The sequence below is a fragment of the Proteus sp. G2674 genome (assembly GCF_009915195.1).
Taxonomy (GTDB): Bacteria; Pseudomonadota; Gammaproteobacteria; order Enterobacterales; family Enterobacteriaceae; genus Proteus; species Proteus mirabilis.
In genome coordinates this window covers 15247-28273 of the sequence record NZ_JAABLS010000009.1, presented here as the reverse complement: position 1 = coordinate 28273, position 13027 = coordinate 15247, and the positions used below count along the sequence as shown (strand labels likewise).

General features: G+C 45.0%; 25 protein-coding genes. All 25 read left to right on the top strand.

Going from position 1 to position 13027, the window contains the following annotated elements:
* A partial coding sequence (tuf, locus tag GWI58_RS02445; RefSeq protein WP_017627866.1) for an elongation factor Tu occupies nt 1-1184 on the top strand: 1184 nt, incomplete at its 5' end.
* Between the two features lie 202 nt (nt 1185-1386).
* Nucleotides 1387-1584 carry a bacterioferritin-associated ferredoxin gene (gene bfd, locus GWI58_RS02440; protein WP_004246968.1) on the top strand — a complete coding sequence of 66 codons (198 nt, stop codon included), beginning with the start codon at nt 1387-1389 and terminating at the stop codon, nt 1582-1584.
* Nucleotides 1585-1661: 77 nt separating this feature from the next.
* Nucleotides 1662-2135, top strand: coding sequence for a bacterioferritin (gene bfr / locus GWI58_RS02435; protein WP_004246967.1), 474 nt, complete (start codon nt 1662-1664; stop codon nt 2133-2135).
* Nucleotides 2136-2501: 366 nt separating this feature from the next.
* The gene (gene rpsJ / locus GWI58_RS02430; RefSeq protein WP_001181005.1) at nt 2502-2813 is read left to right on the top strand and encodes a 30S ribosomal protein S10; all 312 of its coding nucleotides are present in this window, start codon (nt 2502-2504) and stop codon (nt 2811-2813) included.
* A gap of 32 nt (nt 2814-2845) precedes the next feature.
* Entirely contained in the window at nt 2846-3475 is a 630-nt protein-coding gene (gene rplC / locus GWI58_RS02425; RefSeq protein WP_004246966.1) for a 50S ribosomal protein L3, read from the top strand.
* Nucleotides 3476-3491: 16 nt separating this feature from the next.
* Nucleotides 3492-4097, top strand: a complete 606-nt coding sequence (gene rplD, locus GWI58_RS02420; RefSeq protein ID WP_004246964.1) for a 50S ribosomal protein L4 — start codon at nt 3492-3494, stop codon at nt 4095-4097.
* Entirely contained in the window at nt 4094-4396 is a 303-nt protein-coding gene (gene rplW / locus GWI58_RS02415; protein WP_004246962.1) for a 50S ribosomal protein L23, read from the top strand. The genes rplD and rplW overlap by 4 nt, the downstream gene beginning before the upstream one ends.
* A 19-nt stretch (nt 4397-4415) precedes the next feature.
* Nucleotides 4416-5240: a 50S ribosomal protein L2 gene (gene rplB / locus GWI58_RS02410; protein WP_004246961.1), complete on the top strand. Its 825-nt coding sequence runs from the start codon at nt 4416-4418 to the stop codon at nt 5238-5240.
* A gap of 14 nt (nt 5241-5254) precedes the next feature.
* A complete protein-coding gene (gene rpsS, locus GWI58_RS02405; protein WP_004246960.1) occupies nt 5255-5533 on the top strand; it encodes a 30S ribosomal protein S19 in 279 nt (92 codons plus the stop codon).
* A 14-nt stretch (nt 5534-5547) separates the two neighbouring features.
* Nucleotides 5548-5880, top strand: coding sequence for a 50S ribosomal protein L22 (rplV, locus tag GWI58_RS02400; RefSeq protein ID WP_004246959.1), 333 nt, complete (start codon nt 5548-5550; stop codon nt 5878-5880).
* Between the two features lie 17 nt (nt 5881-5897).
* Nucleotides 5898-6599, top strand: a complete 702-nt coding sequence (gene rpsC, locus GWI58_RS02395) for a 30S ribosomal protein S3 (RefSeq protein WP_004246958.1) — start codon at nt 5898-5900, stop codon at nt 6597-6599.
* A 12-nt stretch (nt 6600-6611) separates the two neighbouring features.
* The gene (gene rplP, locus GWI58_RS02390) at nt 6612-7022 is read left to right on the top strand and encodes a 50S ribosomal protein L16 (RefSeq protein WP_004246957.1); all 411 of its coding nucleotides are present in this window, start codon (nt 6612-6614) and stop codon (nt 7020-7022) included.
* Entirely contained in the window at nt 7022-7213 is a 192-nt protein-coding gene (rpmC, locus tag GWI58_RS02385; RefSeq protein WP_004238624.1) for a 50S ribosomal protein L29, read from the top strand. Before rplP ends, rpmC begins: the two co-directional genes overlap by 1 nt.
* A complete protein-coding gene (gene rpsQ, locus GWI58_RS02380; RefSeq protein WP_004246956.1) occupies nt 7213-7467 on the top strand; it encodes a 30S ribosomal protein S17 in 255 nt (84 codons plus the stop codon). Before rpmC ends, rpsQ begins: the two co-directional genes overlap by 1 nt.
* Before the next feature lie 176 nt (nt 7468-7643).
* A complete protein-coding gene (gene rplN, locus GWI58_RS02375; protein ID WP_004246955.1) occupies nt 7644-8015 on the top strand; it encodes a 50S ribosomal protein L14 in 372 nt (123 codons plus the stop codon).
* Nucleotides 8016-8025: 10 nt separating this feature from the next.
* Nucleotides 8026-8340, top strand: a complete 315-nt coding sequence (rplX, locus tag GWI58_RS02370; protein WP_004246953.1) for a 50S ribosomal protein L24 — start codon at nt 8026-8028, stop codon at nt 8338-8340.
* Between the two features lie 13 nt (nt 8341-8353).
* Nucleotides 8354-8893: a 50S ribosomal protein L5 gene (gene rplE, locus GWI58_RS02365; protein ID WP_004246952.1), complete on the top strand. Its 540-nt coding sequence runs from the start codon at nt 8354-8356 to the stop codon at nt 8891-8893.
* 12 nt (nt 8894-8905) lie between these two features.
* On the top strand, nt 8906-9211 hold the full coding sequence (gene rpsN, locus GWI58_RS02360; RefSeq protein ID WP_004246951.1) for a 30S ribosomal protein S14: 306 nt from the start codon (nt 8906-8908) through the stop codon (nt 9209-9211).
* Between the two features lie 32 nt (nt 9212-9243).
* Nucleotides 9244-9636 carry a 30S ribosomal protein S8 gene (rpsH, locus tag GWI58_RS02355; protein WP_004246950.1) on the top strand — a complete coding sequence of 131 codons (393 nt, stop codon included), beginning with the start codon at nt 9244-9246 and terminating at the stop codon, nt 9634-9636.
* A gap of 14 nt (nt 9637-9650) precedes the next feature.
* Complete coding sequence (rplF, locus tag GWI58_RS02350; RefSeq protein WP_004246948.1) at nt 9651-10184, top strand: 50S ribosomal protein L6; 534 nt, start codon at nt 9651-9653, stop codon at nt 10182-10184.
* Nucleotides 10185-10193: 9 nt separating this feature from the next.
* A complete protein-coding gene (rplR, locus tag GWI58_RS02345; protein ID WP_004246947.1) occupies nt 10194-10547 on the top strand; it encodes a 50S ribosomal protein L18 in 354 nt (117 codons plus the stop codon).
* 14 nt (nt 10548-10561) lie between these two features.
* Entirely contained in the window at nt 10562-11062 is a 501-nt protein-coding gene (gene rpsE, locus GWI58_RS02340) for a 30S ribosomal protein S5 (protein WP_004246946.1), read from the top strand.
* A 5-nt stretch (nt 11063-11067) separates the two neighbouring features.
* A complete protein-coding gene (gene rpmD / locus GWI58_RS02335) occupies nt 11068-11247 on the top strand; it encodes a 50S ribosomal protein L30 (RefSeq protein WP_012368690.1) in 180 nt (59 codons plus the stop codon).
* Between the two features lie 3 nt (nt 11248-11250).
* Nucleotides 11251-11685 (top strand): 50S ribosomal protein L15, encoded by a 435-nt coding sequence (rplO, locus tag GWI58_RS02330; protein ID WP_004246944.1) that lies wholly within the window; start codon nt 11251-11253, stop codon nt 11683-11685.
* Between the two features lie 7 nt (nt 11686-11692).
* Nucleotides 11693-13015: a preprotein translocase subunit SecY gene (gene secY, locus GWI58_RS02325; protein WP_004246943.1), complete on the top strand. Its 1323-nt coding sequence runs from the start codon at nt 11693-11695 to the stop codon at nt 13013-13015.
* The last annotated feature ends 12 nt before the right edge of the window (nt 13016-13027 follow it).

Sequence of the window (13027 nt, the reverse complement as noted above, 5' to 3'; positions counted from 1 at the left end):
TGTCTAAAGAAAAATTTGAACGTTCAAAACCGCACGTTAACGTTGGTACTATCGGCCACGTTGACCACGGTAAAACAACTCTGACTGCTGCAATCACTACAGTTTTAGCTAAAACTTACGGTGGTGCTGCTCGTGCATTCGACCAAATCGATAATGCGCCAGAAGAAAAAGCGCGTGGTATCACCATCTCTACTTCACACGTAGAATACGATACTCCAACTCGCCACTACGCACACGTAGACTGCCCAGGTCACGCCGACTATGTTAAAAACATGATCACTGGTGCTGCGCAAATGGACGGAGCTATTCTGGTAGTAGCAGCAACTGATGGTCCAATGCCACAAACTCGTGAGCACATCCTGTTAGGTCGTCAGGTTGGTGTTCCTTACATCATCGTATTCCTGAACAAATGTGACATGGTAGATGATGAAGAGCTGTTAGAATTAGTTGAAATGGAAGTTCGTGAACTTCTGTCTCAATACGATTTCCCAGGTGATGACACTCCAGTAATCCGTGGTTCAGCGCTGAAAGCACTGGAAGGCGAAGCAGAGTGGGAAGCAAAAATTGTTGAATTAGCAGAAGCACTGGATTCTTATATCCCAGAGCCAGAGCGTGCAATTGACAAACCATTCCTGTTACCAATCGAAGATGTATTCTCAATCTCAGGCCGTGGTACAGTAGTTACTGGTCGTGTAGAGCGTGGTATCATCAAAGTAGGTGATGAAGTTGAGATTGTTGGTATCAAAGAAACCGCAAAAACAACTTGTACTGGCGTTGAAATGTTCCGTAAATTACTTGACGAAGGTCGTGCAGGTGAGAACGTAGGTGTTCTACTGCGTGGTACAAAACGTGAAGAAATCGAACGTGGACAAGTACTGGCGAAACCAGGCTCAATCAACCCACACAACAAATTTGAATCAGAAGTTTATATTCTGAGCAAAGATGAAGGTGGTCGTCACACTCCATTCTTCAAAGGCTACCGTCCACAGTTCTACTTCCGTACAACTGACGTAACTGGTACTATCGAATTACCAGAAGGCGTAGAAATGGTAATGCCAGGCGACAACGTGAACATGATCGTTGAACTGATCCACCCAATCGCAATGGACGAAGGTTTACGCTTCGCAATCCGTGAAGGTGGCCGTACAGTAGGTGCGGGTGTTGTTGCTAAAGTATTAGGTTAATTCCTAGCTTTATTATTTTTGAAAAGGGCATCTGATGATGCCCTTTTTTAGTTTATACCACTATTAACAGTAACTAGCTTATTGCCATTATTCATTTTTTATTATCATCAGCACACTTAGATAGATCTGTACGATAAATAGAAATTGAAATAACAATGATTATCATTTACTATCTTGATAGGTAGTTAATGAGGTCGTTATTATGTATGTCTGTCTGTGTCATGGTGTGAGTGATAAAAAAATTATCTCTACTGTTCATAAACATCAAATTCGAACAATCAATCAATTGCGTCAAATCCTACCTGTAGGCAGTTGTTGTGGTAAATGTATACGTCAAGCTCGTCAACTTATAGATGATGAACAACACCTCCTTTATCCTCAAATTTCTGAAGTTGCATAACAGTTTTTAATATTCCTTTCTCTCTACTTTGTATAAAAGGTCTACACTAAAAAGACTGGAAGCAAAGGAGCATAAAAATGAAAGGTGATAAAAAAATGATAGCCCACCTTAATAAATTATTAGGTGGTGAACTTGTTGCAATTAATCAGTATTTCTTGCATGCCCGTATGTTTAAAAATTGGGGATTTACTCGCCTTAATGCGATGGAATACCATGAGTCTATTGATGAAATGAAACATGCTGATAAATATATTGAGCGTATTTTATTTTTAGAAGGTATCCCTAACTTACAAGATTTAGGAAAACTCAATATCGGTGAAGATGTTGAAGAGATGTTGCGTTCAGATCTTGAACTCGAATTAGGGGGAGCAAAAGATTTACGTGAAGCTATCGCTTATGCTGATTCAATTCATGATTATGTGAGCAGAGATCTGATGCTAGAAATCTTAACGGATGAAGAAGGGCATATCGATTGGATTGAAACCCAACTGGAGCTTATTGAACGTATCGGACTACAAAACTATCTTCAAGCGCAAATGATTGAAGAGTGATCTCATCTTTTAGCAAAAAAGAAGTACTAATCTTTCTTTATTGCTATCTATCGAATTTATAAAAGCAAAGGTAACGCTATTGTTGCCTTTGTTTTTTATTTTTTTAAGTTCAATTTGCTGTGGCTAGATAATTTTTATCGCTGTTTTTTTATTCTTGGCTTGATTTCATCTCTCAGGTAAGTATAATGCGCAGGCTCACTGATTTAGTGGGGCTGATTTATCAGCTAATGCAGATTTTTTTATTGCATTAATATAATACTCCCGATTGGGGAGTTATATGCAGAACGATTACACTCTCTCATCAATCGAAATGGGTACGAGTAGTAATCATTTACGTTTATAAAAAATAGTTGGAGCTCTGGTCTCATGCAGAACCAAAGAATCCGTATCCGCCTGAAAGCTTTTGATCATCGTCTGATTGATCAATCAACTGCGGAAATCGTAGAGACTGCTAAGCGCACAGGTGCGCAAGTTCGTGGTCCAATCCCACTGCCGACTCGCAAAGAGCGTTTCACAGTGTTGATTTCTCCGCACGTTAATAAAGATGCGCGTGATCAGTATGAAATTCGCACTCACAAACGTCTGGTTGACATCGTTGAGCCAACCGAGAAAACCGTTGATGCTCTGATGCGTCTGGATCTGGCTGCCGGCGTAGACGTGCAGATCAGCCTAGGTTAATCAGGTCATCAAGCGATTGAGAGGTTGAAACAATGATTGGTTTAGTCGGTAAAAAAGTAGGAATGACTCGTATCTTCACTGAAGATGGCGTTTCAATCCCTGTAACCGTTATCGAAATTGAAAACAACCGTGTTACTCAGGTCAAAGATCTAGAGAAAGACGGTTATCGTGCAATTCAGGTGACTACAGGTAGCAAAAAAGCGAACCGTGTACTGAAACCTGAAGCAGGTCATTTTGCTAAAGCTGGCGTTGAAGCTGGCCGCTTACTGCGTGAATTCCGTCTGAACGAAGGCGAAGAATACACTGTAGGTCAAAGCATTAGTGTAGAAATTTTCGCTGACGTTAAAAAAGTCGACGTTACTGGAACATCTAAAGGTAAAGGTTTTGCTGGTACTGTAAAGCGCTGGAACTTCCGTACTCAAGATGCTACCCACGGTAACTCCTTGTCTCACCGCGTTCCGGGTTCTATCGGTCAGAACCAGACTCCGGGTCGTGTATTTAAAGGCAAGAAAATGGCAGGTCAACTGGGTAACGAACAAGTTACCGTTCAGAGCCTGGAAGTAGTACGTGTTGACGCTGAGCGCAACCTGCTGCTGGTCAAAGGTGCTGTCCCAGGTGCAACTGGCAGTGACCTGATCGTTAAACCAGCTGTCAAGGCGTAACGTCGAGGAGATAGGAATGGAATTGGTAATGAAAGACGCGCAAGGCGCGCTGACTGTTTCCGAAACTACCTTCGGGCGTGACTTTAACGAAGCGCTTGTGCATCAAGTAGTCGTTGCATACGCTGCTGGTGCTCGTCAAGGTACTCGTGCTCAGAAAACTCGTGCTGAAGTTTCTGGTTCAGGCAAAAAGCCATGGCGCCAGAAAGGTACAGGTCGTGCACGTTCAGGTTCAATCAAGAGCCCAATTTGGCGCTCTGGTGGTGTTAGCTTCGCAGCTAAACCACAGGACCACAGTCAAAAAGTAAACAAAAAGATGTACCGCGGTGCTCTGAAGAGCATTCTGTCAGAACTGGTACGTCAAGATCGTCTGATCGTCGTAGAGAAGTTCTCTGTTGAAGCGCCTAAAACTAAGCTTTTAGCACAGAAACTGAAAGATATGGCTCTGGAAGATGTACTGATTGTCACAGCAGAAGTTGATGAGAATCTGTACTTAGCAGCACGTAACTTATACAAAGTAGACGTTCGTGATGCAGCAACAATCGATCCAGTTAGCTTAATCGCCTTCGACAAAGTCGTCATGACTGCTGACGCTGTGAAGCAAGTTGAGGAGATGCTGGCATGATCCGTGAAGAACGTCTGCTGAAAGTACTGCGCGCGCCGCATGTATCTGAAAAAGCTTCTATCGCGATGGAAAAATCAAACACCATCGTTCTCAAAGTTGCTAAAGACGCGACCAAAGCAGAGATTAAAGCAGCTGTACAAAAACTGTTTGAAGTCGAAGTTGAAAGTGTTAACACTCTGCTGATGAAAGGCAAAGTGAAACGTCACGGTCAGCGTATTGGTCGTCGTAGCGACTGGAAAAAAGCTTACGTCACCCTGAAGGAAGGCCAGAATCTGGACTTCGTCGGCGGCGCTGAGTAAGTCGGAGGAGTAAAGAACAATGGCAATTGTTAAATGTAAACCTACGTCTCCGGGCCGTCGCCACGTAGTTAAAGTGGTAAACCCAGAGCTGCATAAAGGGAAACCTTATGCGCCATTGCTGGAAAAGAACAGCAAATCCGGTGGTCGTAACAACAATGGTCGTATCACTACCCGTCATATCGGTGGTGGTCACAAACAGGCTTACCGTATTGTTGACTTTAAACGCAACAAAGATGGTATCCCTGCGACAGTAGAACGTCTGGAATATGATCCAAACCGTTCAGCTAACATCGCTTTAGTGCTGTATGCTGATGGTGAACGCCGCTACATCCTGGCTCCAAAAGGCCTGAAAGCGGGTGATAAAGTTCAATCTGGCGTTGATGCTGCTATCAAAACGGGTAACACCTTACCAATGCGTAATATCCCGGTTGGTTCTACCGTTCATAACGTAGAAATGAAACCAGGTAAAGGTGGTCAGTTAGCTCGTTCAGCTGGTACTTACGTTCAAATCGTTGCGCGTGATGGTGCTTATGTCACTATTCGTCTGCGTTCTGGTGAAATGCGTAAGATCCCTTCTGATTGCCGTGCAACTATCGGTGAAGTAGGTAACTCTGAGCACATGTTACGCGTTCTGGGTAAAGCTGGTGCAAGTCGCTGGCGTGGTATTCGTCCTACCGTTCGCGGTACTGCGATGAACCCAGTAGACCACCCACACGGTGGTGGTGAAGGTCGTAACTTTGGTAAACACCCAGTAACACCTTGGGGCGTTCAAACCAAAGGTAAGAAGACTCGTAAAAACAAACGCACTGAACACTTTATCGTTCATCGTCGTACTAAGAAATAATTAGAGGATAAGCCATGCCACGTTCTCTCAAGAAAGGTCCATTTATTGACCTGCACTTGCTGAAGAAGGTAGAGAAAGCGGTGGAAAGCGGTGACAAAAAGCCTGTTAAGACTTGGTCCCGTCGTTCAACGATCTTTCCTAACATGATCGGTTTGACCATCGCTGTCCATAATGGTCGTCAGCATGTTCCAGTTTACGTTTCCGACGAAATGGTTGGTCACAAACTGGGTGAATTCGCGCCGACCCGTACTTATCGCGGTCATGCAGCCGATAAAAAGGCTAAGAAGAAATAAGGTAGGAGGAAGAGATGGAAACTATCGCTATACATCGCCACGCTCGTTCTTCTGCTCAGAAGGTTCGCCTGGTGGCAGACCTGATTCGCGGTAAGAAAGTGTCGCAAGCTCTGGAAACTCTGACCTATACCAACAAGAAAGCTGCTGGTTTAGTGAAGAAAGTACTCGAGTCTGCTATTGCTAATGCAGAACACAACGATGGCGCTGACATTGATGATCTGAAAGTAGCTAAGATCTTTGTTGACGAAGGTCCTTCTATGAAGCGCATTATGCCTCGTGCAAAAGGCCGTGCAGATCGTATTCTGAAGCGCACCAGCCACATCACTGTGGTTGTGTCCGATCGCTGAGACTCTGGAGACTAGCAATGGGTCAAAAAGTACATCCTAATGGTATCCGCCTTGGCATTGTCAAGCCTTGGAATTCCACATGGTATGCGGGTACCAATGAATTCGCTGACAACCTAGACAGCGATTTTAAAGTGCGCCAGTACTTAACTAAAGAACTGGCAAAAGCATCTGTATCTCGTATCGTTATCGAACGTCCTGCGAAAAGCATCCGTGTGACTATTCACACTGCTCGCCCAGGTATCGTTATCGGTAAAAAAGGTGAAGATGTAGAAAAACTGCGTAAAAACGTAGCGGATATCGCTGGCGTTCCTGCGCAAATTAATATCGCCGAAGTACGTAAACCTGAACTGGACGCAAAATTAGTTGCTGACAGCATCACTTCACAGCTGGAACGTCGTGTTATGTTCCGTCGTGCTATGAAGCGTGCGGTACAGAACGCAATGCGTTTAGGCGCTAAAGGTATTAAAGTGGAAGTAAGTGGTCGTTTAGGCGGCGCTGAAATCGCTCGTACTGAATGGTATCGTGAAGGTCGTGTACCTCTGCACACTCTGCGTGCAGATATCGACTACAATACCTCAGAAGCACATACTACTTATGGTGTGCTCGGCGTTAAGGTATGGATCTTCAAAGGTGAGATCCTGGGTGGTATGGCTGCGGTTGAACAGGCGGAAAAACCAGCCGCTCAACCTAAAAAGCAGCAGCGTAAAGGCCGCAAGTAAGGAGAGTCGCTGATGTTACAACCTAAGCGTACAAAATTCCGTAAAGTGCATAAAGGCCGCAACCGTGGCTTAGCTATAGGTACGGATGTAAGCTTCGGGACTTACGGTCTTAAAGCTGTGGGCCGTGGTCGTCTGACTGCACGTCAGATCGAAGCGGCACGTCGTGCAATGACCCGTGCAGTTAAGCGTCAGGGTAAAATCTGGATCCGTGTGTTCCCAGACAAACCAATCACTGAAAAGCCGCTCGAAGTCCGTATGGGTAAAGGTAAAGGTAACGTAGAGTATTGGGTTGCCTTGATCCAGCCAGGTAAAGTCCTATATGAAATGGATGGTGTGCCTGAAGAAGTGGCCCGTGAAGCATTTCAGCTAGCGGCAGCAAAACTGCCTATCAAAACCACCTTTGTAACTAAGACGGTGATGTAATGAAAGCAAAAGAGCTGCGCGAAAAGAGCGTTGAAGAGCTGAACACTGAATTGCTGAACTTACTGCGTGAGCAGTTCAATCTGCGTATGCAGGCAGCAAGTGGTCAGTTACAACAGTCTCATCTGTTGAAACAAGTGCGTCGTAATATCGCACGCGTTAAGACTTTACTGACTGAGAAGGCGGGTGCGTAATGACCGATAAAATCCGTACTCTGCAAGGTCGTGTGGTAAGTGACAAAATGGAAAAATCTGTTGTTGTTGCTATCGATCGTATGGTGAAACATCCATTATATGGTAAATTCATCCGTCGTACGACTAAACTGCATGTACATGACGAGAACAACGAATGTGGCATGGGTGACGTAGTAGAAATTCGTCAAACACGTCCTATCTCTAAGACTAAGTCTTGGGCGTTAGTTCGCGTTGTAGAAAAAGCTGTTCTGTAATAAAATAGCCTTTTCGTACGAAATAAACGGCTCAAAACTGAACGAGCCGTTTATTTTTTCTGTCCATATCGAGAATGTGGTGTTATAATGCCGCTCCCTCGTATTATGGGATATTGAACGGCCTCTTCTAATGTGGAAGTGGCTCAGTAGTAGTTGACATTTAGCGGAGCACTAAAATGATCCAAGAACAGACTATGCTGAACGTGGCCGACAACTCCGGTGCACGTCGCGTAATGTGTATCAAGGTTCTAGGTGGCTCGCACCGTCGCTACGCAGATGTAGGTGACATCATCAAAATTACCATTAAAGAAGCAATTCCACGTGGTAAAGTTAAGAAAGGTGATGTACTGAAAGCGGTAGTGGTGCGCACCAAGAAGGGTGTTCGTCGCCCTGACGGTTCTGTCATTCGCTTCGATAGCAACGCTTGTGTATTGTTAAACAACAACAGCGAGCAAGTTATTGGTACGCGTATTTTTGGGCCGGTTACTCGTGAACTTCGTAACGAGAAGTTTATGAAAATAATCTCTCTGGCACCTGAAGTACTCTAAGGAGCAGGCAATGGCAGCGAAAATCCGTCGTGAAGACGAAGTTATCGTGCTAACTGGTAAAGATAAAGGTAAGCGCGGTAAAGTAAAACAGGTTCTTTCTTCTGGTAAAGTTATCGTTGAAGGTATCAATCTGGTTAAAAAACATCAGAAGCCAGTACCGGCTCTGAACCAACCAGGTGGCATCGTTGAAAAAGAAGCTGCAATTCAAGTTTCTAACGTTGCAATCTTCAATGCGGCAACCGGCAAGGCTGACCGTGTAGGTTTTAGATTCGAAGACGGCAAAAAAGTTCGTTTCTTCAAATCTAATAAAGAAACTATCAAGTAATTTGGAGTATACGATGGCGAAACTGCATGATTACTACAAAGACGAGGTAGTCCAAAAACTGATGTCTCAGTTTGGTTACCATTCTGTCATGCAAGTCCCTCGGGTCGAGAAGATCACCCTGAACATGGGTGTTGGTGAAGCAATTGCTGATAAAAAACTGCTGGATAATGCAGCAGCTGATTTAGCAGCAATCTCAGGTCAAAAACCTCTGATCACCAAAGCACGCAAATCTGTTGCAGGCTTCAAAATCCGCCAGGGCTATCCGATCGGCTGTAAAGTGACCCTGCGTGGCGAACGCATGTGGGAGTTCTTTGAACGTCTGATCTCTATTGCTGTACCACGTATCCGTGACTTCCGTGGTTTGTCCGCTAAATCATTCGATGGACGTGGTAACTACAGCATGGGCGTGCGTGAACAAATCATCTTCCCTGAAATCGATTACGATAAAGTGGATCGTGTTCGTGGTTTGGATATTACCATTACTACGACTGCGAAATCTGATGATGAAGGTCGCGCATTGTTAGCAGCGTTTAACTTCCCGTTCCGCAAGTAAGGCAGGGCATTCATGGCTAAGAAATCTATGAAAGCACGTGATGTAAAACGTGCGAATTTAGCTGAGAAATTCTTCGCAAAACGCGCAGAACTGAAAGCTATCGTTTCAGATGTAAACGTATCTGATGAAGATCGTTGGAATGCTGTTCTGAAACTGCAAACACTGCCACGTGATTCAAGTCCTTCACGTCAGCGTAACCGCTGCCGTCAAACTGGACGTCCGCACGGTTTCCTGCGGAAATTTGGCCTAAGCCGTATTAAAGTCCGTGAAGCCGCTATGCGCGGTGAAATCCCGGGCCTTAGAAAGGCTAGCTGGTAATCACCCTAATTGAATCACGGGAGTAAAGACAGATGAGCATGCAAGATCCCATCGCGGATATGCTGACCCGTATCCGTAACGGTCAGGCCGCGAATAAAGTTGCGGTCACAATGCCTTCCTCCAAGCTGAAAGTGGCGATTGCCAACGTGCTTAAGGAAGAAGGTTATATCGAAGATTTTAAAATTGAAGGCGACACTAAGCCAGAACTGGAAATCACTTTAAAATATTTCCAAGGTAAGGCTGTAGTAGAAAGCATTCAGCGCGTAAGCCGTCCAAGTCTGCGCATCTATAAAAGAAAAGATGAGCTGCCACAAGTTATGGCAGGACTGGGCATCGCTGTTGTTTCTACCTCAAAAGGTGTTATGACTGATCGTGCAGCTCGCCAAGCAGGTCTTGGTGGCGAGATTATCTGCTACGTAGCTTAATTCGGGAGGAAAGAATGTCTCGTGTGGCAAAAGCACCCGTCGTCATTCCTGCCGGCGTAGAGGTTAAACTCAACGGTCAGGTAATTACGATTAAGGGTAAAAACGGCGAGCTTACTCGTACTATCCATAATGCAGTTGAAATTCAACATGCTGACAACCAACTAACTTTCGCACCACGCGATGGTTATGCTGATGCATGGGCACAAGCGGGTACTACTCGTTCACTGCTAAATGCAATGGTTGTAGGTGTTACCGAAGGCTTCACTAAGAAACTGCAACTGGTAGGTGTAGGTTATCGTGCGTCTGTTAAGGGCAACACAGTTAACTTATCAGTAGGTTATTCACATCCAGTGGAACACCAACTGCCAGCAGGCATCACTGCTGAATGTCCAACACAAACTGAAATCCTACTGAAAGGTGCGGATAAGCAAGTGATTGGTCAAGTAGCAGCTGAACTGCGTGCTTACCGTCGCCCTGAACCTTATAAAGGTAAAGGTATTCGTTACGCCGACGAAGTTGTGCGTATCAAAGAGGCTAAGAAGAAGTAAGGTAACACTATGGATAAGAAAGCAGCTCGTATCCGTCGTGCGACCCGCGCACGCCGTAAGCTCCAGGAACTGGGTGCGACTCGCCTGGTGGTACATCGTACCCCTCGCCATATTTATGCGCAGGTTATTGCACCAAACGGTTCTGAAACTTTGGTGGCCGCTTCTACTACAGAAAAAGCTATCATTGAGCAACTGAAAAACACTGGAAACAAAGAAGCAGCAGCAGTAGTTGGTAAAATTGTTGCTGAACGCGCTCTGGAAAAAGGTATCAAATCAGTATCATTTGACCGTTCCGGTTTCCAATATCATGGTCGAGTCCAGGCACTGGCAGATGCTGCCCGTGAAGCTGGCCTTCAGTTCTAAGGTAGGAGTGTAAGATGGCTCACATCGAGAAACAAGCTGGCGAACTGCAGGAAAAGCTGATCGCGGTAAACCGCGTATCGAAAACCGTTAAAGGTGGTCGTATCTTTAGCTTCACCGCTCTTACAGTAGTTGGTGATGGTAATGGCCGCGTTGGTTTTGGATATGGCAAAGCTCGCGAAGTTCCGGCAGCAATCCAGAAAGCGATGGAAAAAGCCCGTCGCAATATGAAAACCGTCGCTTTAAACAACGGTACTCTGTTCCACCCTATTAAAGGTACTCATACAGGTTCTCGCGTATTTATGCAGCCTGCTCATGAAGGTACTGGTATCATCGCAGGTGGTGCAATGCGTGCAGTTCTAGAAGTGGCTGGCGTTCGTAACGTACTGGCTAAAACCTATGGTTCCACGAATCCGATTAACGTCGTTCGTGCAACACTGGACGCTTTAGATAGCATGAAGTCTCCAGAAATGGTCGCAGCTAAGCGTGGTAAATCCGTTGAAGAAATTCTGGGGTAATGACCATGGCTAAGACTATTAAAATTACTCAAACACGCAGTTTAATCGGCCGTCTGCCTAAACATAAGGCAACTATGGCTGGTTTAGGTCTGCGTCGCATCGGTCACACTGTAGAACGCGAAGATACACCAGCAGTTCGCGGTATGATCAACTTGGTTTCCTATATGGTTAAAGTTGAGGAGTAAGAGATGCGTTTAAATACTCTGTCTCCGGCTGAAGGTGCCAAGCATGCGCCTAAACGTGTAGGTCGTGGTATCGGTTCTGGCCTAGGTAAAACTGGCGGCCGTGGTCACAAAGGTCAGAAATCTCGTTCTGGCGGTGGCGTACGTCGTGGTTTTGAAGGTGGTCAGATGCCTTTATACCGTCGTTTACCAAAATTTGGTTTTACTTCACGTAAATCATTCGTGACTGCGGAAATCCGTCTGTCTGATTTGGCTTATGTTGAAGGCGATGTAATCGATCTGAATGCACTGAAAGCCGCAAACGTTGTTGGCCCACAGATTGAATTTGCAAAATTAATTCTGTCTGGCGAGGTTAACCGTGCAGTGACTATTCGTGGTCTGCGTGTTACCAAAGGTGCCCGTGCAGCAATCGAATCAGCTGGCGGTAAAATTGAGGAATAAGTGACAGATGGCTAAACAACCAGGGTTAGATTTTCAGAGTGCTAAAGGTGGTATAGGTGAACTAAAACGCAGATTACTGTTTGTTCTTGGTGCACTAATTGTCTTTAGGATTGGCTCTTTTATTCCTATCCCTGGTATTGATGCCACTGTGCTTGCCAAATTGCTCGATCAGCAAAAAGGCACCATCATTGAAATGTTTAACATGTTCTCTGGTGGTGCTCTTAGCCGTGCTTCTATCTTTGCGCTGGGTATCATGCCTTATATTTCGGCATCGATTATTATCCAACTATTATCAGTGGTTAACCCTCGGTTAGCGGAGATTAAGAAGGAAGGGGAGGCCGGTCGTCGTAAGATCAGCCAATATACCCGTTATGGTACTTTGGTGCTGGCGATATTCCAATCTATTGGTATCGCAACAGGCTTACCGAATATGCCAGGAATGCAAGGTCTGGTTATTAATCCAGGCTTACCATTCTATATTACGGCTGTTGTGAGCTTAGTCACAGGGACAATGTTCCTGATGTGGTTAGGTGAGCAAATCACTGAACGTGGTATTGGTAACGGTATCTCAATCATTATCTTTGCAGGTATCGTTGCAGGTCTTCCACCTGCCATTGGTCAAACCATCGAGCAGGCGCGGCAAGGCGAACTGCACTTCCTCCTGTTATTGTTGGTTGCAGTATTGGTGTTCGCGGTAACTTTCTTTGTTGTTTTTGTAGAAAGAGGACAACGTCGTATCGTTGTTAACTATGCAAAACGTCAACAAGGGCGTAGAATATACGCGGCACAAAGTACACATCTACCACTTAAGGTAAATATGGCGGGTGTAATACCGGCAATTTTTGCTTCAAGTATTATTCTGTTTCCTGGTACAATAACCTCTTGGTTTGGCGATGGTACAGGATGGGGTTGGCTGACGACAATTTCTTTAAATTTACAGCCTGGTCAACCTATTTATGTGTTACTATACGCTGCTGCAATCATCTTCTTCTGTTTCTTCTATACGGCGTTGGTTTTCAACCCAAGAGAAACGGCAGATAACCTGAAGAAGTCCGGTGCATTTGTACCAGGAATTCGCCCGGGAGAGCAGACGGCTAAATATATAGATAAAGTGATGACACGTTTAACCTTAATCGGTGCCCTGTACATTACCTTTATCTGTCTCATCCCGGAGTTCATGCGTGACGCAATGAAAGTACCTTTCTATTTTGGTGGTACTTCCCTCTTAATCGTGGTTGTGGTCATCATGGATTTTATGGCTCAAGTGCAAACTCTCCTGATGTCAAGTCAGTATGAGTCTGCATTGAAAAAAGCAAACCTTAAAGGCTAATTACCGATAAGA